Source organism: Streptomyces sp. NPDC127098 (assembly GCF_042722465.1).
Taxonomy (GTDB): Bacteria; Actinomycetota; Actinomycetes; order Streptomycetales; family Streptomycetaceae; genus Streptomyces; species Streptomyces millisiae.
Genome location: NZ_JBHXFJ010000003.1, coordinates 32,187 through 53,635, shown reverse-complemented (window position 1 = coordinate 53,635; position 21,449 = coordinate 32,187). Strand labels below are relative to the sequence as shown.

Below are 21,449 nucleotides of genomic sequence, written 5' to 3'. Positions count from 1 at the left end.
CACCCGCTTCCATGACGATCGCCGCGGGCCGCCGCTCCCTGGGCGGCCCGTGCCGATCAGGTGCTGGAGCGCGTGACCAGGTGGGTCGGCAGGATCAGGGAACTTGGTTCCTCGCCGGCGATGAGCCGGACGAGCAGGCGCGCCATCTCGTGACCCAGGTCCTGGATGGGCTGGTGGACCGTGGTCAGCGACGGTTCGGTGATCTCCGCGATGTCCAGGTCGTCGAAGCCGACGACCGCGACGTCGCCGGGGACCGCCCGGCCCGCGCCGCGCAGCGTCCGCAGCGCGTCGGCCGCCATGTTGTCGTTCGCGGCGAAGACCCCGTCGAGGTCCGGGTGGCGCTTCAGCAGCTCGGCCATGGCCGGGGCGCCGCTGGGCTGGGTGAAGTTGCCGCACTCGGGAGGGAGCGGCTCGAGACCGGCGAGGATCATGGCCTCTCGGTAGCCGCGATGCCGGTCACGGCTGACCCGGGTGTCCAGGGGCCCGCAGATCATGACCACCCGCCTCCGCCCGCGGGCGATCAGGTGCTCCGTGGCCTGCCGCGCACCACCGACGTTGTCGACGTCGACGTACCACGGCGGCTCGGAACCCACCGGGCGCCCGCCGAAGACCACGGGGAGCTCCGTCTCCCCGGCGATGCCCAGCACGGGGTCGTTCTCCCGGACCGCCATCAGCATGACGCCGTCGACGCCACGGGCGCGGAGCAACTCGTCCAGCCGCCGACGGCTGCGATCGGTGGCCGCGAGACACAGCACCAGATGCAGGTCGGCGTCCTCCAGGGCGGCGGACGCGCCGACGATCACCCTGGCGAAGAACGGGTCGGCGAAGATCGACGGAGACTCCCCCGAGATCACGAGTGCGGCCACGCCTCGCTGGCTGGTCGCCAGTGCCCGCGCGGTCGTGTCCGGCACGTAGTCGAGTTCCCTGATGGCGCGTTGGACCGCCTCGCGCTTGTCGCGCCTCACGTGCGGCGCGTTGTTGAGCACCCGGGAGGCCGCCGAACGGGAGACGCCGGCGCGCTCCGCCACCTCGTCGAGTGTGGGCCTCCGGCGCGGCGCGTCTGTCATGGAACGCGGGACCTCTCCTCGCCGCGCCCCCGAGGCGTTCCCCTCAGACAGAAACCTGGGAGCGCTTCCAGTTTCGAGGCCTCAGTCTCCCACCGCCTGCCCGTCAGGAGTAGCCCTGCGGCAACTCTTGACAGTGTTCAACAGCGCACACACCATACCGATGGAGCCACCTCGGGGCACTCTGCGACTGGGAGCGCTCCCAAAACCAACGGCACGTCCCGACGCGCCACTCCGGCCCGGCTGCCGCAGCCCGGCGCCGTCACAGGCTCAGGACGAGAGCCCCGTGGCGCTTCCAGCCCTCCACGAAGTGAGGTACATCCGTGCGCAAGCTCTTAAGCGGGGCGGTGGCAGCCCTCCTCGCCCTGCCGCTCCTGCTGACGTCGTCGCCTTCCGCGCAGGCGGCACCGGCGCCCAGCCCGCTCGCCATGACCAGCGGCTTCTACGTCGACCCCAACTCCAGCCCCGCCGTCTGGGCGGCCGCCAACCCCGGTGACGGCCGGGCCTCCGCGATCCGCAACTCCATCGCCAACACCCCCATGGCCCGCTGGTTCGGCTCCTGGAGCGGCGACATCCGCTCCGCCGTCAACTCCTATGTCGGCGCGGCCCAGTCCGCCGACAAGCTGCCGCTCCTCGTCGCCTACAACATGTACGGCCGCGACGCCTGCGGCGGGCACTCGGGGGGCGGAGCCGCGTCCCCGTCCGCGTACGCGAGCTGGATCACCGCCTTCGCCAGCGGCATCGGTGGCCGCCCGGCCGTCGTCGTGCTGGAACCCGATGCCCTCGGCGACTACAGCTGCATGTCCCAGGCACAGATCGTCGAGCGGCAGAACATGCTCATCAACGCCCTCTCGCAACTCCGGTCGAGCGCGCCGAACGCCTGGGTCTACCTCGACGGGGGCAACCCCGGCTGGATCGACGCCTCGACCATGGCCGATCGCCTCAACGCGTCCGGCCTCAGCCTGGCCAGGGGCTTCTCCCTCAACGTCTCGAACTACTTCCGCACCGACGAGAACGCGTCCTACGCCAACAGCGTCAACCAGGCACTGCGCCAGCGTCATGGCTACACCAGGCCGTTCGTCGTGGACACCAGCCGCAACGGCAACGGCTCCAACGGCGAGTGGTGCAACCCGGCCGGTCGCAGGATCGGCACGCCCACCCAACAGGGGGGCAACGGCGCCGAGATGCTCCTGTGGCTCAAGACCCCGGGTGAGTCCGACGGCAACTGCGGCGTCGGCTCCGGCTCCACCGCCGGGCAGTTCCTGCCGGAAGTCGCCTACCGGATGATCTACGGCTACTGACCCCTCACGACACCCGCCTCGGCGCCGGCGCATCCGGCCGACGCCGAGGTCGGCGGCCCTCAGCCGTCTGATTCCTGGTCGAACCAGTCGACATGGCCGGGGCCCGTCAGTGGGTCCGCCTCTTCGGTGGTCATCCCGCGCTCCCCGCTCCACGCTCCGGTGGCGTTCACCGCCGCGCCACCACCCCCGGCACAACCGCACCCACGACCGGCCGGACCATCGCTGTCATCCACGCTGTCCTCCGTCCACGAACAGGAGATGAGGATGCCCTCCCTGACACCCCCCGGCCTCCGCCGGGCCCTGAGCGCGTCGGCGGCCTCCCTGGCCCTTCTGGCCACCATGGGGACCGGAAGCGCCTCCGCCCACGGCGCGGTCAACGACCCGCCCGCCCGCCACTTCAGTTGCTACGAGCGGTGGGCGCCCGTCTTCTGGCAGGACACCTGGGCCGACGAGGACCCCATGTGTTACCAGGCATGGCGCGCCAACGCGGATGCCATGTGGGGCTGGAACGGCCTGCTCCGCGACGGCGTCGGCGGCGACCACCAGGGCGCCATCCCCGACGGGCAGCTCTGTAGCGCCGGCCTGACCCACAACGGGCGATTCGCCGCCTTCGACGAGCCGGGCCCGTGGCACGCCGTCGACCGTCCCAACAACTTCACACTGAACCTGAACGACACGTCCTCCCACGGCGCCGACTACATCCGCGTGTACGTCACCGAGCAGGGCTTCGACCCCACCACCGATCGCCTGGGCTGGAGTGACCTGGAACTGGTCACCGAGACGGGCCCCATGCCCACCGGCTCCTCCACGACCGTCCAGGTCAACGCGCCCGGACGCACCGGTCACCACATCGTCTACACCATCTGGCAGGCCAGCCACCTCGACCAGTCCTACTACTTCTGCAGCGACGTCAACTTCACCGGCTGACAGTGCGCGGGTTCGCTGACCGGTCTCGGTGCGATCAGGGAAGAACCGTCGGCCCGGCCCCACCGGCCAGGCCGACGGTCCGGTCCGTCGCGATCAACTGCCGGTACAGGGAGGGTGGTTCACGCCCCGGGGAGGGTGACGTTCATGACCAGGCCGCCGCCGCGCCGTGGGGTGGCGGTGAGGGTGCCGGTGTGAGCGTGCACGACCGAGCGGGCGATCGACAGGCCGAGGCCCGAGCTCTTCGTCACGCTGACCCGGTCGGCGGACAGTCGGCGGAACGGCTCGAAGAGCTTGGGTATGCCATAAGGGGGGACGGTGGGTCCCGAGTTGACGACTTCCACTTCGGCCTGGCCCTCGGGCGTGGTACGGCTGGCGACGGTGACCCGGCCGGCGCCATCGCCCGTGTTGTGGCGGATGCCGTTCTGCACGAGGTTCTGGACCAGCCCTTCGAGCAGGGCCACATCGCCGCTGGTGGCGGCCGGGTCCGGGGTCTCCCGTACGGTGACGCCCGCGGCGCTTGCCTCGGCGGCCGTCTGGGCGACCACATGGGACACCACATCAGCGAGATCCACCGGCGACCGGTCGGAGATCTCATGCTCGGCACGGGCCAGCAGCAGCAACCCTGAGATCAACCGCACTCATGGCGGGCGTTGATCTCCAGCAGATTCCCGCCGAGCCGCTGAACATCGGCCGAGGCCGTCCTGCGGTGCATGGCCATCTCGACCAGGGCGCAGGTGAGCGTGATCGGGGTGCGCAGCTCGTGGGAGGCGTTGGCGACGAAACGACGCTGTCCGTCGAAGGAGCGGTCCAGCCGTTCGACCATGGTGTCGAAGGTGTCGGCCAGCTCCTTCACCTCGTCGCTCCGTCCGCTCAGCGCGATCCGCTCGTGCAGGCTCTGATCGGCGACGGGGGCGCTGGCGATCCGGCGGGCCGTTTCGGTGACCCGCCGCAGCGGGGCCAGGACGCGTCCGGCGAGCACCCAGCCGCATCCCGCGGCCGCTCCGGCGACCAGCACCAGAGCGATCGTCCCCTGAGTGGCCAGCAGGATGATCGCGTCCCGGCCATCCGGGCCTCCCGCCTCTCCCCGACCGAGGCGCTGGCCGCTCCCTGACAGCCCCTGGCCCCGCTCGTTGACGGAGCGGTTCCGCCTTCAACGCTGAGACGGCGGACCGCCGGGCCCGCACTCGGGCCCGGCGGTCGGATCGCCCGCTACGTCCATACGTCGTAGCTGTTGCAGTTGAAGTTGTGGCCTCCGGCCGACGAGGTGATCTCAAAGCCGAACGCGATCTCGTCGATGCTGACCCGCGGCATTCGGCCCTGGCCCACCAGCCACTGGCAGTGCGCGGTGATGTCCACCCACGAGTCGGTGGTCTGGTTGCGCGCCAGGAAGCTGTGAACAGCGTTGTACCCGTTGCTGCCCTGGTAGTAAGCCCAGGCGCGGCCGCCGAGGTTGACGTCGGTGACGTACGAGCCGATCGGGCCGACCTGGCCCTGCCACTGCGTCCAGATCATGATCTCGTAGTCGTGGCCGTTGCCCCACACGTCGTAGGTGGTGGCGTAGGCGAGGCCCGAGCCCGATGGCACGGTGACGTTGTGGTTGCTGGAGACGTTCCCCATGCCCCAGACGTCGCGCCCCAGCATGTAGCGGGCATGTGGGTAGGACTTGACGCCACCTGTGTTCGGGTGATCGGCCCAGACGCCCCAGTTCGAGTGGGAGTTCGCCCAGATGGTCTGGGGGCCGGTGCCGCTGCCCCAGACGTGGTTGTGCACCGTGTACGCCCCGTCCCTCCACTCCCCGTACTTCTCGGAAGAGGACCAGGTGGCGGCGTGTGCGGGGGTCTGGAGGACGCCGACGGCGCCCGCGGTGGCCAGCGGTACGGTCAGTGCGGCGGTGAGGAGCGATCTGCGTCGCATGAAGGACACACCTTTCTCGAGAAACTCGACTTCGTCTCTGACCGTCCGGTTCCGGTCAGGGGTGTGGGTGAGGGTTTCGCCGCTCCGGAAGGATCGCCGCTGAGGCGATCAGGAATCTGTGCTGACGAGGCTTCACGAGTCACTCCTCTTGCACGAGGTTCCTCAGAGGTGAAGCGGCTCGTGCCCTGTCGGCGGAGGTGACGTGGGCACGAGCATGAGCGATCGAGGGCTGGTGCGGTGATCGCTGGGTGAGCACACGGGAACGGGCGATGGTGTGGGGTGGGTGTGGGGGAAGCGGCTCATCGTCGCGCCAGGGTCATACGTCAGACGAATGATCGAAGCGCTTCGATGAAGCTGAGACTAGGATCCATGCGCGGGTCACACAACCCCTGCTGCAGAGTTCGATGAGCGATTCGACAGCTGTTGTCGGTAGAGGCGAAGCGCTTCGACAACGACGGGGCGAATGCGGGGTCCCTGTGTCAGCCGCGTTGTCCGCGAGCGCGCAGCGTGGCCCACTGGCGCAGGCGCTCGGTGATCTGGGCTTCGTAGCCGTTGTGGGTGGGCTGGTAGTACGTCTCGCGGTCCATGCCGTCGGGGAAGTAGTCGGCGCCGGAGAACCCGTCGGCGGTGTCCGGGTCGTACTGGTAGTCCTTGCCGTAGCCGAGGTTCTTCATCAGCCGGGTCGGGGCGTTGAGGATGTGGGCGGGCGGCATGAGGGAGCCGGTGCGGCGGGCGGATCGTTGTGCCGCGTCGAAGCCGCGGTAGACGGCGATGGACTTGGGGGCGGTGGCGAGGTAGACGACGGCCTGGGCGATCGCCAGCTCGCCCTCGGGAGAGCCGAGTCGCTCGTAGACGTCCCAGGCGGCGAGGGCCTGCTGGACGGCGTGCGGGTCGGCGATGCCGATGTCCTCGCTTGCGAAGCGGACCAGGCGGCGGGCCACGAACAGCGGATCCTCGCCGCCGTCGAGCATGCGGGCGAGCCAGTACAGGGCAGCGTCCGGGTCGGAGCCGCGCATCGACTTGTGGAGCGCGGAGATCAGGTTGTAGTGCCCCTCCTGCGCCTTGTCGTACAGCGGGGCGCGCCGCTGGACGTGGTGGGCGAGCCCGGCGGTGTCCAGGGGAGTCCCGGTCTCCGGGAGGGCGAGGAGCTGCTCGGCCATGTTGAGCAGGTAGCGGCCGTCACCGTCAGCCATGGCGATCAGGGAGCCGCGGGCGTCGCCGTCGAGGGGCAGGCGGTGGCCGGTGAGGTTCTCCGCACGGTGGAGCAGCGTGGACAGGGCGGTTTCGTCGAGGCGTTTGAGGACGAGGACCTGGGTGCGGGAGAGGAGGGCGCCGTTGAGTTCGAAGCTCGGGTTCTCCGTGGTGGCGCCGATCAGGGTGATGGTGCCGTCCTCGACGTAGGGGAGGAAGCTGTCCTGCTGGGCGCGGTGGAAGCGGTGGATCTCGTCGACGAACAGCAGGGTGCCCTGGCCGATGCCGCGTCGGCTGCGGGCGGTGGCGAAGACCTTGCGCAGTTCGGCCACGCCGGAGAAGGTGGCCGACACCGGTTCGAAGGCCAGGTTGCCGGCGCCCGCGAGGAGGCGCGCGATGGTGGTCTTCCCGACTCCGGGCGGGCCCCACAGGATGGCGGAGCCGAGGCGCTGCTGGGCGACCATGCGGCCCAGCGGGGCGTCCGGGGCCAGGAGGTGGTCCTGTCCGACGACGTCCTCCAGCCGCGTGGGGCGCAGGCGGTCGGCGAGGGGCCGGGCGGGCTCCTCGTCGAAGAGCGGCAGGGGCGGTTCGGTCGGTTCCATCGGTCTCTCGGGTCGGAGGCGGACGTGCCGGTGCGGGGCGAGCCTCGCACGGGGCACTGACAATCGGGCTCAGTCGCTCGCGGGGAAGCTCGCCGCGCTCAGCGAGCGCCGGGGTGGTCGCGGCGCGGCAGCCCCTCGGTGACCAGGTCGTAGGAGTGCTCGACGGCGTTGGTGATCAGCCGCTTGGTGATGCCGGGGCCCGGCCCGAGTGAGATCCAGTGCCGTTTGTCGAGGTAGCGGCCCGGTGTGATGGTGGGGTGGCCGCGCTCTTGCGCGCGGGCGTGTTCGGGTTCGCACTTGACCGTGATGATCTGTTCGTCCGGGTCGTCGGTGACGATCAGGAACACCTTGCCCGCGACCTTGTACACGTCGAGTGCGGGGGTGAAGGGACGGCCGTGGCTGACACCGGGGAGGGCGAGGGCCGCCTGGCGGGCGGTGTCCTGGAGCCGGTCGCCGGCCGCGCTCACCGGGCCGCTCCCGTGCCGAGGCCGAAGGTGTGCGGGTCGACGGGTTGCTCGGCCCTGGGCAGGCCGGCGACGACGAGCCGGTAGGACTCGGTGACGAGCTCCCTCACGAGCCTGGAGTCGACGCCTTCCCCGCCCTCCAGCGTGATCCAGTGCTTCTTGTTCATGTGGTAGCCGGGGGTGATGTAGCTGTTCTCCTGCCGCAGGGCGCGCGCCTCGCCGGGGTCCGCCTTGAGGATCACGACGGGCTGCCCCGGAACCTCGGTCATCAGCAGGAACACCTTGCCGCGCACCTTGAAGACCTCCCAGCCGGGGCCGAAGGGATGCTCCAGCCGGGCCCCGGGAAGTTCCTCCGCGCAGGCGGTCGCGGTCCTGTGCAGGGTCGATCCGTTCATGGGCGGCGGGCCTCCTCGGGTGACGACGGTCCGCGGCATCGAAGGCTGTGACATCGACAAACGTGCCGCGCGGCCGTGCTGGCACGTCCCATCCTGTCCCGGAAACCGGCAAAACGGGCGGTAGGCTGCGGACACGTGATGGTCGACAAGCGACACTCCGAGCAGGGCGGGCGGTCCGGACCGGCAGGACCTGCCGCCGCCGCGGTTCCGCTGTACAGCTTCCAGCCCCCGGTCGGTACTCCGTTCGGGCTTGAGGTGACCACCGTCGAGGACTTCTTCGCCCAGCACGACGACTGGCCGTGGAACCCGCCCCGTCCCGGTCGTGCCACCTTTCACTACCTCATCGCGGTCACCGAGGGTGAGCTCCTCCACGACGTCGACCACGTCACCCGGACCGTCTCGCCCGGCCAGTGGCTGTGGGTGCGGCCCGGGCACACACAGTGCTGGCATCCGCCGGGCGCCGCCCGCGGCCCGTTCGTCCTCTTCGAGCCGGACGTGCTGACTCCTGACATCGCCCGCCTGCTGGCCCCGCTCACCGCGCACGAGGCCCCCGCCGTGCTGAACCCGCACCCTGACGACGCGGACTGGCTGCGGCAGACGGCGCTCCAACTCCTGGACGAACACCGCGCCTTGGGGCGCCGTCGGCTCGAGGCCCACCACGCGCTACGGCGCAGCCTGCTGGAATCGCTGTTGCTGCGCCTGGCCAACTCCCCGGACATCACCGCGACGGAGACATCACCCGGTGCGGGCCGCGGTGACACCTACGGGCGTTTCGTGGACGCCCTGGAGCTGCGCTTCCGCGAGCTGCACCAGGCCGCGGACTACGCCGAGCTGCTGGGCTGTTCGGTCCGCACCCTCAGCCGCGCCGCCCGGGCCGCCACCGGCAAGGGGGCGCGTGAGCTGATCGACGAGCGGCGGCTGCTCGAAGCCCGGCGCCTACTGGGAGTTGCCGGCTGGGACGCCCGGGCCGTGGCCGCCCATCTCGGCTTCACCGATCCCGCCAACTTCGGCCGCTTCTTCCGAGGACACACCGGTCTGACGCCGGCCGCGTTCGCGGCCGGCGAGGCCGCGAACGCTCCGCGGAGTCGTGGCCGTCCAGGTCCTCACCTGGCCGACCGAGCAGCAGGTGCGAGCGCCTCGCGCAGGTAGCGGCCGGTGACGCTGCCGGGGCCGAGGTCGATGACGTGGTCGGCGTCGGCGATCACGTCGAGGTCGTGCTCGGTGCCCGCACGCAGGCCCGGCTGGGTGCGGATCAGGGTGAAGGCGTTCGGCGTCAACGAGTCCGAGGTCACCACCCGTGAGGGAGAGTCGGACGTCGTGTGCGTTCGCCCCCCGGGTGTGGTGGTGGAACCGGATGAGGCGCCTGGTGCGGGCACCCGGCTGATCACGTCGGTCGTGACCGTTGTCCGCTGGCTGTCAGGGGCGGTCGACGCCCTCGAACAGGTCGAGGGCCGCCTGGTAGTGCGCGGTGGCTGTGTCGGGGCTGCCGCGTCGCCGTCACGGACGGTGAGATCCGCGGCACTCATCCATCATGAGCTCGGTTCCGGCATGTCGGCTCGTTGAGGGCGGACAGCTCGCGGTCACCAGGAGACACGACGAGGACGCGATCTCGATGCCCCTACCGTGGGGCCGCCCTCGGTTCCGAACGGCCACGCATGCCCCTCTCGAAACCGCTCCTCGACGCACCTCCACGCGATCGGAGAGCACACCGACCGGGCCGCCGCCGTACGACGCGTCAGCGGTCCTCACCGGCGACGCACCGTCAACTGGCGAGCCACGCGACGCGGCCCAGACGAGCCACCCGCCCCGGTTCGCGCCTGCGAACCGGCAACCCCGGGGCACTAGTTGACATCTCAAGTACCTGCCGCCTAGCGTATGTGATGCGTCAACCAAATGGTGGGGTCGCCAGCCAGTCAGCCGTATCGGCTCACTGCGGGCATCGAGATCTCGGTGCGTCGCCTGAGGCCCGTGGACGCGAAGCTCCAGAAGGGGAATCCCATGAGCACCGAGAAGAAGGCCGGACTCGACGCGCTGCTGACGCCCGAGGAGAGCGTCCTCGTGCTGATCGACCACCAGCCGTTCCAGTTCGCCAACCTGAACAGCCACGAACCGACGATGATCGTCAACAACGTCGTCGGGCTCGCCAAGGCCGCCAAGGTGTTCGACGTCCCGACCATCCTGACGACCGTGTTGGAGGAGCGCGGCGGCCTCATCCTCCAGGGCCTGCAGGATGTGTTCCCCGAGCAGAAGCCGATCAACAGGACCCTCATCAACACCTGGCAGGACGAGCGCGTCGTGGACGCCGTCAAGGCGACCGGGCGCAGGAAGCTGATCCTGGCCGGCCTGTGGACCGAGGTCTGCCTGGCGATGCCGGCCATCCAGGCGGCGGGCGAGGGCTTCGAGGTCTTCGCCGTGACCGACGCCTCGGGCAGCGGCTCGAAGGAGGGCCACGACATGGCCGTGCGGCGCATGGTCCAGGCCGGCGTCACCCCGATCACCTGGCTGGCCGTGGCCAGCGAGTGGCAGCGCGACTGGGCTCGTGAGAAGACCATCGCTGGCACCACCGAGCTCATGCTCCAGCACGGCGGCGCCACCGGCGTGGCCTACGCCTGGGAGACGCAGCTCCTCGCCACCGACCGCGCCTGACATGACCGCCCGGCCGGCCCCCGTCCGTACCGGGTACCGCCTGACGCTGACCGGTCCCGCTCGCGGACGACGGCCGGTCGGCCCGGCTCGCCCACGAGATCTGGCGCGAGGACGTCAACAGCCGAGGCGGGCCGCTCGGCCGTCCCGTCGAGTTCGTCCGCTACGACGACCAGGGGAACGCCGACCTGGTTCCCGGGATCTACCAGCGGCTGATCGACGAGCACCGGGTGGATCTCGTCATCGGCGGATACGGCACCAACGCCCTGCCGCCGGCCGTGCCGTTGACAGCGGAGCGGGAGCGCTTCTTCGTCGGGCTCATGGGCCTCGGCATCAACAACGCGCTCCGCTGTCCGAACTACTTCGCCTCGGCCGGAAACCGTGGCGCTGGTGTCCGCCGACGCCGGGTTCGCGCGCAACCCGATTCTCGGTGCCAGGGCGAACACGGAGAAGTACGGCCTCACGGTGGTCCACGAGACCACGTATCCGCTGTCGACCGAGGATTTCACGCCCGTCATCGACGCGGTCGCCGAAAGCGGCGGCGATCTGTTGTTCCTGTGTTCGTACCTGGCCGACTCCATCGGCCAGGTACGAACCGTCCGTTCCCATCGCTTCCGGCCGAAGATGGTCGGCGGCGCCATGATCGGCCCGCAGAACACGGCGGTGCGGACGACGCTCGGCCCGCTGCTCAACGGTTTCGTGAACTACGAGTACTGGGCGCCGGTGCCCAGGATGATGTTCCCGGGCGTTCAGGAACTGCTGAACACCTACCAGGAACGGGCCGGCGAAGCCGGTGTCGACCTCCTGGGGCACTACATGGCGCCACTCGCCTACGCCCAGACGCAGGTGGTCGCCCAGGCCGTCGAGGCGACGGGCGGCAGGTCGTCGTGTCACCGCCGGATCGTCTTCCGGGGAACTCGCCTTCCCTTACGCGGAAGCTCTCACCGACGAGTGAGGAAGGCCGACGGCGGCCGCTCGGGGGCGGGTTACCGGATATTCCGGCAACCCGCCCCCGGTGGCCGTAGGTTCCCGCACCAAGGGGAAAGGAGCCCGATGACCGAGCGACTGGTCGGCAGGAGCTACACGTTCAACCTGGGCGCGCTCAAGGTGCGGTTCACCTTCGACTCGTGGACCGAGGCCAGCGGCGCCACCGTCACCCACGTCGAGGACTTCGCCAACGCGACGCCGTACTCCCACGTGACCGTCGACGGCACCCTCCACACCTTCGTCGGAACCATCGAGGAAGCATGACCACGACCAGCAGTACCCCGGCCGACCCGGCTCGGCGCAACACCGACATCGTGCTCACCGCCATGCGGGAGCTCTTCGTCGAGAAGGACCTCACCGCGCTCGACCGGTACTGGGCCGAGCCCTACGTGCAGCACAGCCCCCGGATGCCCAACGGTCTGGACACGCTCCGCGCCGCGGTGCCCGGCCTGGAGGGGTTCTCGTGGGAGCCGCAGCGGATCGCGGCGCAGGGGGACCTCGTGTTCACCCACAGCATCGTGCACGGCTGGGCCCCGGACCCCGTCGTCATCGTCGACATCTTCCGGCTGGACAACGGCCGCATCGTCGAGCACTGGGACGTCATCCAGGACCTCACCTCCCCCGAAGCGACCGTCAGCGGCAACCCGATGGTCTGACACCCAGCAGGCAGCCGGAACGGCGTCGGGCGTCAGCGGCGTCCGAACGCGCCCCGAGCCGGGCCACCACCACACAGAGGGAATGCGGAATCATGGGATACATAGCGGTGGGCAACGAGAACAGCACCACCACCGAGATCTACTACGAGGACCACGGGACGGGGCAGCCGGTCGTCCTCATCCACGGCTACCCGCTGGACGGCAACAGCTGGGAACTCCAGTCGCGCGAGCTGATCGCCGCCGGCTACCGCGTCATCACCTACGACCGCCGCGGCTTCGGGCAGTCGAGCAAGGTCGGCACCGGCTACGACTACGACACCTTCGCGGCCGACCTGAACGCCCTGCTGGACTCCCTCGACCTGCGCGACGTCATCCTGGTCGGCTTCTCCATGGGCACCGGCGAGCTGGCGCGCTACGTGAGGAACCACGGCCACGAGCGCGTCGCGAGGCTGGCGTTCCTGGCCTCGCTCGAGCCGTTCCTCGTGGCGGCCGACGGCAATCCGACCGGGGTGCCGCAGTCCGTCTTCGACGACATCGCCAAGGCGGCCCGCACCGACAGGTACGCCTGGTTCACGCAGTTCTTCAACGACTTCTACAACCTCGCCGAGACCCTCGGCTCACGGATCAGCCAGGAGGCGGTCACCGCCAGCTGGAACACCGCCACCCGCAGCGCGCCGGTGGCCGCCTACGCGGTGGTGCCCAGCTGGATCGAGGACTTCCGCGACGACGTCGCGGCCGTCCGTGCCTCCGGCAAGCCCGCCCTGATCCTGCACGGGACCAAGGACAACATCCTCCCCATCGACGCCACCGGCCGCCCGTTCCACACGATGTTCCCCGAGGCGGAGTACGTCGAGATCGAAGGCGCCCCGCACGGCCTGCTGTGGACCCACGCCGATGAGGTCAACGAGGCGCTCCTGAGCTTCGTCCAGGCCTGAGCGACCCTGACTCACTCCCGGCGGTCACGGAGGGGAGCGCCGGGAGTGGCTGGTCGACTGGCTCCGGTACCCGGCCCCGGAAGACGCCACCCGGCCAGGCACTCGCCCCCATCGGTCAGTCGGGCTGCTTCTCCATATGCGCGAGGACGCGGTTCGAGATCCGGGCGAGCGTGTCGAGTTCCTCCTGGGTGAGGGCGTCGATGAACAGCCGACGGACCTGGTCGACGTGCTGGGGCGCGGCCTCTTCGATCGCCTTGTAGCCGGCCGGGGTGGCGACGATGAACGCTCCGCGCCCGTCGTCGGGACACTCCTCCCTGGCCACCAGGCCGCGCTTCCTCATCCGCGCGACCTGGTGCGACATGCGGCTCTTCTCCCACTCCACCGACTTGGCCAGCTCCAGGAAGCGCATCCGCCCGCCGCCGCGTTCGGTGAGACTGACCAACACGATGAAGTCGGAGGCGGACATCCCGGAGTCGGCCTGGAGCAGGCGGGAGAGTCGCCCGATGAGCGTCTCCTGCATGCGGATGAAACTGTCCCAGGCGGCCTTCTGCTCCGAGCTCAGCCAGCGAGGCGTCGCGTTCATGGACGGAGTGTAACGAAACCGTTGACAGCTCATCTATCCCGTCGACGTGACCGATTCCGATCGATACCGCCTGAGGCCCGTGAACGCGCAGCTCCAGAGAAGCGGACCAGGGGAATGTTGACAAGCTCACTGCCGCGGATCGACGCGGACACGGCCACGTCGCACCCCTCCGCCCACGGCCCGAGCAGCGCGGGCGCCCCAGCGGACGGACTCCGGTGACCGTTCACGCACCTGACCCGCGTGCTCGGCATCGGCATCGGCGCCATCGTCTGGCGACGCAAGGCCACCGAGGACCGCCTGGCGCGGGCCCGGTCGACACGCCGATCGCACCATGGAGATCGCCGGTGACGCCCTCACCGGTGAGGCTTCGGCCGAGCATCTGACCCAGGCCAGTGGACGGCCGATCACTTGCCGCCGCCTGCCCACGACGCTGCTGGAGCGGGACGAGCTCCTCGGCAGGACAGCGGCACTCGTCGACAACGGGAGGCTGGTGGGACACGCCGACCTCGACGCGTCGCGCGCGGAGTTCCCCTTCCTCTGTCCTTCGACCGCTGGCTGGCCGGCCCTGGCGCGGGCCTCCTTGCGGAAGCGCTCCGTTCCACGGGTACGGGCGTCGCTCTCCGCTGAACGAGACGCAACTGCCGCCGGAGGACCACCGGTTACGCCTCGTCGACACCCACCGCGGTTCCGCGGGTACTGCGGTCGCGTTCACGACGCGTGTCCGCGTCGCCGGTAGTGGTGTCGGCGACCGGGCGCGGTGGCTGCCGCGCCCGGTGCCGGAACTGTGCGGGCGATGAGCCGACCACGCGGCGGAACGCGGTGCTGAACGCGCTCTCGGACAGGTAGCCGGTGGCCCGCGCGAGCTCGGAGATCGACAGGGTGTCGCGGGCGAGGGCGTCGCGCGCCAGGCTCATGCGCCATTGGATCAGGTACTCCAACGGCGGGACCCCGACATGGCTCTTGAAGGCCTGGGCGAACGCGGAGCGCGACATGTGGCTGATCTCGGCGAGCTCCTTGAGGCTCCAGGAGTGGGCCACGTCCGCGTGCACGGCCCGCAGGGCGGCCCCGATGCCGTCCTCGTTCAGGGCGCCCAGCCAGCCGGTGGGCCGGTCCGTCTGACCGGCGTGAGCGCGGAGCATGTGCACGAGCAGGATCTGTGCGAGGTGGTTCTGCACCAGCGGGCCCCCGGCGGCGGTGACCCCGACCTCGGTGGCCAGGAGATCGATCAGCTGCCCGAGCCGCCCGCCCTGTGGATCGCCCGCGCGGACGATCACGAGCGGCGGCAGGAGATCGGTCAGGAGGGCCGCGTTCCGGTCGTCGAACGCGATGTGCCCGACGCAGAGGTAGAGGTCCTCCTCGGACTCCGGGCCGATCCGCACCAGCGCGTCTTCAGCGCCCGCCCACACCGGCTCCGCGGGGCGCGGGTTCGCGTCGAGCGTGCCGGCCAGCACGTAGGGCGGCGGGTTGCCCAGCATGAAGGTGTCGCCCGCCCGCAGGAGCACCGGCTCGTGCCCTTCGAGGATCAACCAGCAGGTGCCGCGCACGAGGCCCCCGATCCGCACGTGCGGGAACGGGTCGAAGCGCAGCGCCCACTCTCCCGCGGCCCGGAGGCTGGGCCCGATCACCGTGCGGGGCCGGAGCAGGCCGATCGCGTCAGCCACGGGATCCCGAAATCCGAGCACCGACGACACCTCCTGGACGATACGTAAAGAATGCGGGACTCTACATCATAGATAGTATCCCCGACCTCCCGCAGTATCGATGTCGGACGGCCGAACGGATCGGCGTCGAGAGAGCGATGGAGACACCCACATGGGACAGCTGGACGGCAAGACGGCGGTGGTCACCGGGGGCAGCACCGGTATCGGTCTGGCCACCGCCGTACGACTGGCGGACGAGGGCGCGTACGTGTTCGTCACCGGCCGACGCGAGGCCGAACTGGCGGCGGCCGTCAAGACCGTCGGAGCAGACCGGGCCACCGGGGTCGTCGGCGACATCGCGAAGCCGGCGGACCTGGACCGGCTCTACGAGGCGGTCCAGGCACGAGGCCAGGGCTTGGACGTGCTCGTGGCGAACGCGGCGATCGGTTCGTTCGTGACGCTGGAACAGACCACCGAGGAGCACTTCGACCAGACCTTCGCGGTCAACGTCCGAGGCACGCTGTTCACCGTGCGGAAGGCGTTGCCGCTGCTCAACGACGGGGCCTCGATCATCCTCGTCGGTTCGACGGCCGCCGACCGCGGCATGGAGGCGTTCGGCGCCTACGCGGCGTCGAAGGCGGCCGTCCGGTCCTTCGCACGGACGTGGTCCGTAGAGCTCAAGAGCCGTGGCATCCGGGTCAACGTGGTCTCGCCGGCGTGGATCGAGACCCCCGGGGGCACCGCCGCCTTCGGCGACGAGGAGACCGCCCGGGCCGTCAAGGAGAACGTCGCCGCGACCGTGCCCAAGGGCCGCATGGGTCAACCCGAGGAGGCCGCCGCGGTCGTGGCCTTCCTGGCCTCGGAACAGAGCAGCTACGTCGTCGGCGCGAACCTCTACGTCGACGGTGGCGCGAACCAGATCTGAGCGGGCACCACAAGCGTGTGATGAACAGCAAAACCGGGCCGGCAGGACGAGCAGCGTCTCCGCGCGGTCCTGCCGGGGCCGGACGTGCCGATCACCGAGGCCCGCGCCGCGCGGGCCCCGCCCGGTGGAACCACGGTGATCGCCGTGCCCCCTCAGGGGGTCTCCTGCTCGCCGTCCACGAGTTCGTACCGCAGCGCACCCGAGGGACAGCGCCGCACCACTTCAGCCACGCGCTCGGCCGTGGCGTTGTCCGGCTGGATCCACGGGCGCTTCGCCGGGTCGAACACCTCGGGCAGGCCCTTCACGCACTCGGCGGCGTGCCGACAGCGCCCGGCCTCGAAGGTCACCGTGATCGACCGCGCCTGATACGCCTTCCGCTCGGGCCCACCACTCATACCCGCCTCCGTCACCGCCGCACTCCGTTTCCTCAGTCACTGACGTTGCTGCGGGACTGGTACAGCAGGTCCTGGTAGTCGGGGTGCCGGCTGATCCAGCCCGCGAAGAAGGGGCAGGTGGCCAGCACCCGTAGGTTCGCGGCGCGCGCCTCGTCAAGGGCGGTGCGGACCAGCGCGGAACCGACTCCCCTGCCCTCGTACTCCGCCCCGACCTCGGTGTGCACGAACGCGACGAGTTCCGCCGTACGGATGTACTGCGCGACGCCCGCCACCGTGGACTCTCCGTCGACGCGGGCCTCGTAGCGCTTCGCCTCGGGTACGTCCCTCACCTCGACCGCCATGCGTCCTCCTCACGAGCCTGATCTCATCCGGCTCGACAGAATCCCGTCAGCCAGGACACCACCCTAACCCCGTGAGGTTGACGCATCAACTTGACTCCTGGGTTCGACCACTGGGTCATGGCTGAACATGACGCTCAGTACCTGACGCACCACTCGTTCCGGCACCACCTGCTCAGCCGAGAGAGGGTTCATCCCACGGTTGGCCAAGGTAGCGGCCATGACGGCCAGATCTCGCGTGCTGACGAGCACGGAACACTGGCGGGTGTAGCCGTCGACGACGGCCCTCGGGTCCTCGGTGAGGACGTTGTGACTGCGGAGCAGGTGTGCGATGGCGAGGTTGCGGTGCGCGTGTCCCACTCTCCGGACGTGTCCGACTCCACGCCTTCGAGCACCTCGGCCAGATAGTCGGGAATGACTGACCGCATTCGTCCGCCTCCAACACATGCACAGGCTACGCGTCGTGAATCAGCGTTGCCTCCGTCGCAGCAGCAGGTTTCCTGAGAGGACATCATGACGAGCCGAGACCTCCCCGGTCCGGCCGAGACGCTGATCGTCGGTTCGCGGCGGCCTCTCGAGAAGTCCGGCCGGAGCATGGGTGCCGGTGAGCGCGCGAAGCTGGTCGGCGTCGACGTTGGCTCCGAACGCGGGGGTTCCAGGCTCGAGCAGGACGCCCGCTGCGAGGTCGCCGATGGTGAGTGGGTCGAATCCGAGCGAGTCGATCAGCGCGGACACGACGGCGAGATCCTCGGGCGAGTCACCGGCGATCGCGATCGCCCTGCGTCCAAGGCCGCCTGCTGGACGAGCCTCGGCTTCGACCGCCCGCCGCGCGTCGGAGACGGCAGTGCCGACCACGACGGGTGGCCGGTGTCCCCCGGGTCAGGCGCGTCGGGGGCGGCCCGGACGGGGCACGCGAACACTATGAACGCAATGACCGACGGGTAGTCCCGCCACGCGGCGCTTCCTAACATCCCGGATCGCAGCGCGGCCTCGCGCAGCGCATCCACAGGAGCCGCTCCCTTGAACACACTCGCCACGCCCGTACCGGTTCGCCGACGCCCTTCGACCCGCCGCTTCCGTCCGGCGGTTCTGGCCGTCGGGCTCGCCGCGACGCTCCTCGGTACGCTCGGCAACGCCCCCGCGTCCCAGGCACAGACGACGCGCCCCGCGGAAGCGACCTGCCCGTCCAACCTGATCGGGAAGGCGAGGTGTTACACCGGTCAGGACACCAACGGGGCGTACTACACCATGGCCGTCCCCACCGACTGGAACGGGTCCCTCGTGGTGCACGCCCATGGCGGACCCGATCTGGGCGACTCCTCGGACCCGTCACGCGGCATCGACGACCTGGAGCGCTGGGCGGTGATGGTCGACCAGGGATACGCCTGGGCTGCCTCCTCCTACCGCCGCGGTGGCTACGGGACCCGGATGGCCGCAGCCGATACCGAGAACGTGCGCCGCCTGTTCGTCTCCGCGTTCGGCGAGCCGCAGCGGACCTATGTGCACGGCCAGTCCTGGGGCGGCAACGTCGCCGCCAGGGTCGCGGAGACCTACGGCACGCCGTCCGGCGCCTACGACGGCGCGCTGCTGACCAACGGCGTCCTCGGCGGCGGCTCGCGCGGCTACGACTACCGGGTCGACCTACGTGTGGTCTACCAGTACTACTGCCGCAACCACCCCCGCCCGACAGAGCCGCAGTACCCGCTGTGGCAGGGGTTGCGCGCGGACTCCACCATGACGAGCAACGGGCTCCGCGCCCGCCTTCAGGAGTGCACCGGGTACGCCTCCGACCCCGCGGACCGGACCGCGCCACAGCAGCGCAACCTCGACGACATCCTCGCCGTCACCCGCATCCCGGAGCGCTCGCTCGAAGCGCATCTGCGGTTCGCGACCTTCACCTTCCGGGACATCGTGTCCAACCGACTCGGCGGCCGTAACCCCTTCAGCAACCGGGGCGTCCGGTACTCCGGTTCACACGACGACGAGGCCCTCAACGCGGGTGTCGAGCGGTTCTCGGCGAACCCCGCCGCACGCCGCGACCTCTCCTACGACAGCGACCTCACGGGCAGGGTGTCCATCCCGGTCCTCACCCTCCACGCGATCGACGACCCGACGGCCTTCGTCGAGCACGAGGCGGCCTACCGCGCCACCCTCCAGGGCGCCGGCGGGGACGACAACCTCGTCCAGACATTCACCACAGAGACCGAACACAGCGCGCTGAGCGACTCCGAGTACGCCAACTCCATCGCGGCCCTGGACGCCTGGGTACGCGACGGACGCAAGCCGACTCCGCGATCGGTCGCCGCTTCCTGCGCAACCTTCGACCGAAGCTACGGCGGCGGATGCTTCCACGACCCGGCCTTCCGCCCCGCGCCGTACGCCTCCCGGGTCCTGCCCCGGCCAGGCGGACTCGGCTGGCCCACCATGACCGCCGCGCAGGAGCGAGCGTGGAGCCGGATCAACGGCGTGGGCATCGCTCCCTGACAGCGCACACCGCCGGCGAGTCGCCGGGGACCGACGTGGGGACTCATCCGTGTCCGATGACCGGGTGCGGGCGGTACGGCGTCTCGAGCGAGGTCAGCTGTTCCCCGTCGAGGGTGATGTCGAGCGCGGCGATCGCGTCGTCGACGTGGTGCGGCTTGGTCGCACCGAGGACGGGCGCGCTCACGGCGGGTTTCGACAGGAGCCAGGCCAACGCGAGCTGCGCCGCGGGGCGGCCGTGTCCCGCGGCGAGCGTGCGCAGGACGTCCACGATGTCGAAGTCGGCGTCGGTGTACCTCGTGTCGGCGAGCGGGTCGTTGCCGGAACGGACTGTGCTCCCATGGCCGCCGCGCTCGCGGCTGCCGGTGAGCAGTCCGCGTGCCAGCGGGCTGTACGGCAGGACGCCCACGCCCTGGTCCAGGCAGAGCGGGATCATCTCCCGCTCCTCTTCCCGGTAGAGCAGGTTGTAGTGGTTCTGCATCGACACGAATCTGGTCCAGCCGGCCGACCGCGCCGTGTGCTGGGCCTTGGCGAACTGCCAGGCGTACATGCTCGACGCGCCGATGTAGCGGGCCTTACCCGCTCGGACCACGTCGTGCAGCGCCTCCATGGTCTCCTCGATCGGGGTCTCGTCGTCCCACCTGTGGATCTGGTACAGGTCGACGTAGTCCGTGCCCAGCCGTTCGAGCGAGGCGTCGACGCTGTCCAGGATGTGACGGCGCGACAGACCCCGGTCGTTGGGCCCGGGGCCCATGGGGTAGTACACCTTCGTGGACAGCACGTAGTCCTCGCGGCGCGGGAAGAGCTTGGCCAGCAGGGCTCCCGTGGTCCGCTCGCTGGCGCCCTGGGCGTACATGTCGGCGGTGTCGAAGAACGTCACCCCCGCTTCCACGGCTCGGCGCACGACCGGCTCGGCCGCGTCCTGATCGAGGTGCCAGGCCTCCCAGTAGGGGTGGCCCGGATCCGGAGGATTGCCGTAGCTCATCATGCCCAGGCAGATCCGGGACACCTTCAGTCCCGTAGCGCCCAACCTGACGTATTTCACGTGGTTTCCTCATTCCGTTCCTGGTGGACCGCGACCGCGACGACGACCAGGGCGATGCCGACGGCCTCGAGCCAGGAGGGGATCTGGGCGAGGACGACGATGCCGGTGATCGCCGCGGTGGCGGGGAGCAGGGACAACATCAGAGCGAAGGTCGCCCGGGAGACGCGCGCCATGGCCAGCTGATCGCAGACGTAGGGGATGACCGACGAGCAGATCCCGACGCCGAAGGCGGCCGCCAGGAGAGTCGGGGTGATGAAGGTGACGGCGGCGTCGGCGATTCCGACGGGTGCGACCACGATCATCGCGATGAGCATCGAGACGCCGAGGCGATCGATGCCCGAGGTGCCGCCGTCCTGGGCGAGGCGGTGGCCGAGGATCACGTAGAGCGTGAACAGCACGCAGTTGCCGAAGGCGAGGACGAGGCCGAGCGGTTCGTCGACGAGATGCACGTCGGTGAGCAGACAGACCCCGGTGACCGCCAGCACGAGCGCGAGCACGGTGCGGCCGGTGCGGGCGCCGATGGCCGCGAGGAGAACGGGGCCGAGGAACTCGATGGCTCCGACAGTGCCGAGAGGCAGCCGGTCCAGGGCGAGGTAGAACACGCTGTTCATCAGGCCGAGCACGGTGCCAAGTGCCAGCAGCAGCCGACGCTGGCGCCAGGTGGCGGCGCCCCACACGTGCCACGGGCGTCGCCAGACGGCGAAGACCACGGCAGCCGAGGCGATCCGCAGCCAGGCCACGCCCAGGACGTCGAGGTGCGCGAAGAGCAGGACCGCCGAGGCGGGTCCGAGGTAGTGGAAGACGGCGCTCGTGACGAGGAACGCCGGCGGCGGGACACGATCGGCAGCAGCGGTGAAGCGTGCCGGCGATCCACCGGGACCAGGGCGGAAGCGTGCGAGCGTCTTGACCACGGCTAAAGGTTCGCAAGCAAGCAACGCCCACGACCATGCCGAAGCCGAAAGC

The 21,449-nt window shown here is 70.0% G+C and carries 24 protein-coding genes and 2 pseudogenes; 10 read left to right on the top strand and 16 right to left on the bottom strand.

Features of this window, described 5'->3' with window-relative positions; genetic code table 11:
• Nucleotides 1-56: 56 nt before the first annotated feature.
• A complete protein-coding gene (locus ACFWI8_RS03080; RefSeq protein WP_387084910.1) occupies nucleotides 57-1,067 on the bottom strand; it encodes a LacI family DNA-binding transcriptional regulator in 1,011 nt (336 codons plus the stop codon).
• A gap of 320 nt (nucleotides 1,068-1,387) precedes the next feature.
• Between ACFWI8_RS03080 and ACFWI8_RS03075 the strand changes: the two genes are divergently transcribed.
• Both ACFWI8_RS03075 and ACFWI8_RS03070 read left to right on the top strand, forming a co-directional pair.
• Nucleotides 1,388-2,365 (top strand): glycoside hydrolase family 6 protein, encoded by a 978-nt coding sequence (locus tag ACFWI8_RS03075; protein WP_387084908.1) that lies wholly within the window; start codon nucleotides 1,388-1,390, stop codon nucleotides 2,363-2,365.
• Between the two features lie 264 nt (nucleotides 2,366-2,629).
• Entirely contained in the window at nucleotides 2,630-3,292 is a 663-nt protein-coding gene (locus tag ACFWI8_RS03070; protein WP_387084906.1) for a lytic polysaccharide monooxygenase, read from the top strand.
• Between the two features lie 119 nt (nucleotides 3,293-3,411).
• On the opposite strand, the gene ACFWI8_RS03065 is transcribed toward ACFWI8_RS03070, so the two are convergent.
• From ACFWI8_RS03065 to ACFWI8_RS03040, 6 genes are all read right to left on the bottom strand, one after another.
• Nucleotides 3,412-3,924: a sensor histidine kinase gene (locus tag ACFWI8_RS03065; protein WP_387084904.1), complete on the bottom strand. Its 513-nt coding sequence runs from the start codon at nucleotides 3,922-3,924 to the stop codon at nucleotides 3,412-3,414.
• The gene (locus ACFWI8_RS03060) at nucleotides 3,921-4,307 is read right to left on the bottom strand and encodes a HAMP domain-containing protein (RefSeq protein WP_387084902.1); all 387 of its coding nucleotides are present in this window, start codon (nucleotides 4,305-4,307) and stop codon (nucleotides 3,921-3,923) included. Before ACFWI8_RS03060 ends, ACFWI8_RS03065 begins: the two co-directional genes overlap by 4 nt.
• A 194-nt stretch (nucleotides 4,308-4,501) precedes the next feature.
• Complete coding sequence (locus ACFWI8_RS03055; RefSeq protein WP_387084900.1) at nucleotides 4,502-5,206, bottom strand: hypothetical protein; 705 nt, start codon at nucleotides 5,204-5,206, stop codon at nucleotides 4,502-4,504.
• A 479-nt stretch (nucleotides 5,207-5,685) separates the two neighbouring features.
• The gene (locus ACFWI8_RS03050; protein ID WP_387084898.1) at nucleotides 5,686-6,999 is read right to left on the bottom strand and encodes a replication-associated recombination protein A; all 1,314 of its coding nucleotides are present in this window, start codon (nucleotides 6,997-6,999) and stop codon (nucleotides 5,686-5,688) included.
• Nucleotides 7,000-7,097: 98 nt separating this feature from the next.
• Nucleotides 7,098-7,466, bottom strand: a complete 369-nt coding sequence (locus tag ACFWI8_RS03045; RefSeq protein WP_387084896.1) for an MmcQ/YjbR family DNA-binding protein — start codon at nucleotides 7,464-7,466, stop codon at nucleotides 7,098-7,100.
• Nucleotides 7,463-7,858, bottom strand: a complete 396-nt coding sequence (locus tag ACFWI8_RS03040) for an MmcQ/YjbR family DNA-binding protein (protein ID WP_387084894.1) — start codon at nucleotides 7,856-7,858, stop codon at nucleotides 7,463-7,465. The genes ACFWI8_RS03045 and ACFWI8_RS03040 overlap by 4 nt, the downstream gene beginning before the upstream one ends.
• Nucleotides 7,859-7,993: 135 nt before the next feature.
• Between ACFWI8_RS03040 and ACFWI8_RS03035 the strand changes: the two genes are divergently transcribed.
• Nucleotides 7,994-9,007 (top strand): helix-turn-helix domain-containing protein, encoded by a 1,014-nt coding sequence (locus ACFWI8_RS03035; RefSeq protein WP_387084892.1) that lies wholly within the window; start codon nucleotides 7,994-7,996, stop codon nucleotides 9,005-9,007.
• On the opposite strand, the gene ACFWI8_RS03030 is transcribed toward ACFWI8_RS03035, so the two are convergent.
• Nucleotides 8,962-9,153 (bottom strand): hypothetical protein, encoded by a 192-nt coding sequence (locus tag ACFWI8_RS03030; RefSeq protein WP_387084890.1) that lies wholly within the window; start codon nucleotides 9,151-9,153, stop codon nucleotides 8,962-8,964. The two genes, ACFWI8_RS03035 and ACFWI8_RS03030, sit on opposite strands and share 46 nt — an antisense overlap.
• Nucleotides 9,154-9,856: 703 nt before the next feature.
• Here ACFWI8_RS03030 and ACFWI8_RS03025 point away from each other — a divergent pair.
• From ACFWI8_RS03025 to ACFWI8_RS03005, 5 genes and pseudogenes are all read left to right on the top strand, one after another.
• Nucleotides 9,857-10,504: a hydrolase gene (locus ACFWI8_RS03025; protein ID WP_387084888.1), complete on the top strand. Its 648-nt coding sequence runs from the start codon at nucleotides 9,857-9,859 to the stop codon at nucleotides 10,502-10,504.
• 98 nt (nucleotides 10,505-10,602) lie between these two features.
• Nucleotides 10,603-11,320: pseudogene (locus ACFWI8_RS03020) on the top strand (ABC transporter substrate-binding protein); the annotation flags it as partial.
• Nucleotides 11,318-11,752 carry a hypothetical protein gene (locus tag ACFWI8_RS03015; RefSeq protein WP_387085314.1) on the top strand — a complete coding sequence of 145 codons (435 nt, stop codon included), beginning with the start codon at nucleotides 11,318-11,320 and terminating at the stop codon, nucleotides 11,750-11,752. The pseudogene ACFWI8_RS03020 and the gene ACFWI8_RS03015, both read left to right, overlap by 3 nt.
• Nucleotides 11,749-12,144: a nuclear transport factor 2 family protein gene (locus ACFWI8_RS03010; RefSeq protein WP_387084886.1), complete on the top strand. Its 396-nt coding sequence runs from the start codon at nucleotides 11,749-11,751 to the stop codon at nucleotides 12,142-12,144. The genes ACFWI8_RS03015 and ACFWI8_RS03010 overlap by 4 nt, the downstream gene beginning before the upstream one ends.
• A 92-nt stretch (nucleotides 12,145-12,236) precedes the next feature.
• Nucleotides 12,237-13,079, top strand: a complete 843-nt coding sequence (locus ACFWI8_RS03005; RefSeq protein WP_387084884.1) for an alpha/beta fold hydrolase — start codon at nucleotides 12,237-12,239, stop codon at nucleotides 13,077-13,079.
• 115 nt (nucleotides 13,080-13,194) lie between these two features.
• On the opposite strand, the gene ACFWI8_RS03000 is transcribed toward ACFWI8_RS03005, so the two are convergent.
• Both ACFWI8_RS03000 and ACFWI8_RS02995 read right to left on the bottom strand, forming a co-directional pair.
• A complete protein-coding gene (locus ACFWI8_RS03000; protein WP_387084882.1) occupies nucleotides 13,195-13,662 on the bottom strand; it encodes a MarR family winged helix-turn-helix transcriptional regulator in 468 nt (155 codons plus the stop codon).
• 659 nt (nucleotides 13,663-14,321) lie between these two features.
• Nucleotides 14,322-15,323, bottom strand: coding sequence for an AraC family transcriptional regulator (locus tag ACFWI8_RS02995; protein ID WP_387084880.1), 1,002 nt, complete (start codon nucleotides 15,321-15,323; stop codon nucleotides 14,322-14,324).
• A 151-nt stretch (nucleotides 15,324-15,474) separates the two neighbouring features.
• On the opposite strand from ACFWI8_RS02995, the gene ACFWI8_RS02990 reads away from it, so the two are divergent.
• On the top strand, nucleotides 15,475-16,227 hold the full coding sequence (locus tag ACFWI8_RS02990; protein ID WP_387084878.1) for an SDR family NAD(P)-dependent oxidoreductase: 753 nt from the start codon (nucleotides 15,475-15,477) through the stop codon (nucleotides 16,225-16,227).
• Between the two features lie 152 nt (nucleotides 16,228-16,379).
• On the opposite strand, the gene ACFWI8_RS02985 is transcribed toward ACFWI8_RS02990, so the two are convergent.
• From ACFWI8_RS02985 to ACFWI8_RS02970, 4 genes and pseudogenes are all read right to left on the bottom strand, one after another.
• Complete coding sequence (locus tag ACFWI8_RS02985; protein WP_387084876.1) at nucleotides 16,380-16,622, bottom strand: (4Fe-4S)-binding protein; 243 nt, start codon at nucleotides 16,620-16,622, stop codon at nucleotides 16,380-16,382.
• Between the two features lie 32 nt (nucleotides 16,623-16,654).
• Nucleotides 16,655-16,963 (bottom strand): GNAT family N-acetyltransferase, encoded by a 309-nt coding sequence (locus ACFWI8_RS02980; protein WP_387084874.1) that lies wholly within the window; start codon nucleotides 16,961-16,963, stop codon nucleotides 16,655-16,657.
• Between the two features lie 126 nt (nucleotides 16,964-17,089).
• A pseudogene (locus tag ACFWI8_RS02975) lies at nucleotides 17,090-17,314 on the bottom strand (glutaminase); the annotation flags it as partial.
• Between the two features lie 114 nt (nucleotides 17,315-17,428).
• Nucleotides 17,429-17,695, bottom strand: coding sequence for a hypothetical protein (locus ACFWI8_RS02970; protein ID WP_387084873.1), 267 nt, complete (start codon nucleotides 17,693-17,695; stop codon nucleotides 17,429-17,431).
• 285 nt (nucleotides 17,696-17,980) lie between these two features.
• Here ACFWI8_RS02970 and ACFWI8_RS02965 point away from each other — a divergent pair, with 285 nt between their 5' ends.
• Nucleotides 17,981-19,444: an alpha/beta hydrolase family protein gene (locus tag ACFWI8_RS02965; protein WP_387084871.1), complete on the top strand. Its 1,464-nt coding sequence runs from the start codon at nucleotides 17,981-17,983 to the stop codon at nucleotides 19,442-19,444.
• A 43-nt stretch (nucleotides 19,445-19,487) separates the two neighbouring features.
• Here ACFWI8_RS02965 and ACFWI8_RS02960 read toward each other — a convergent pair whose 3' ends face one another.
• Together ACFWI8_RS02960 and ACFWI8_RS02955 are read right to left on the bottom strand one after the other, a co-directional pair.
• Nucleotides 19,488-20,486 (bottom strand): aldo/keto reductase, encoded by a 999-nt coding sequence (locus tag ACFWI8_RS02960; protein ID WP_387084869.1) that lies wholly within the window; start codon nucleotides 20,484-20,486, stop codon nucleotides 19,488-19,490.
• On the bottom strand, nucleotides 20,483-21,397 hold the full coding sequence (locus ACFWI8_RS02955; protein WP_387084867.1) for a DMT family transporter: 915 nt from the start codon (nucleotides 21,395-21,397) through the stop codon (nucleotides 20,483-20,485). The genes ACFWI8_RS02960 and ACFWI8_RS02955 overlap by 4 nt, the downstream gene beginning before the upstream one ends.
• Nucleotides 21,398-21,449: the final 52 nt, after the last annotated feature.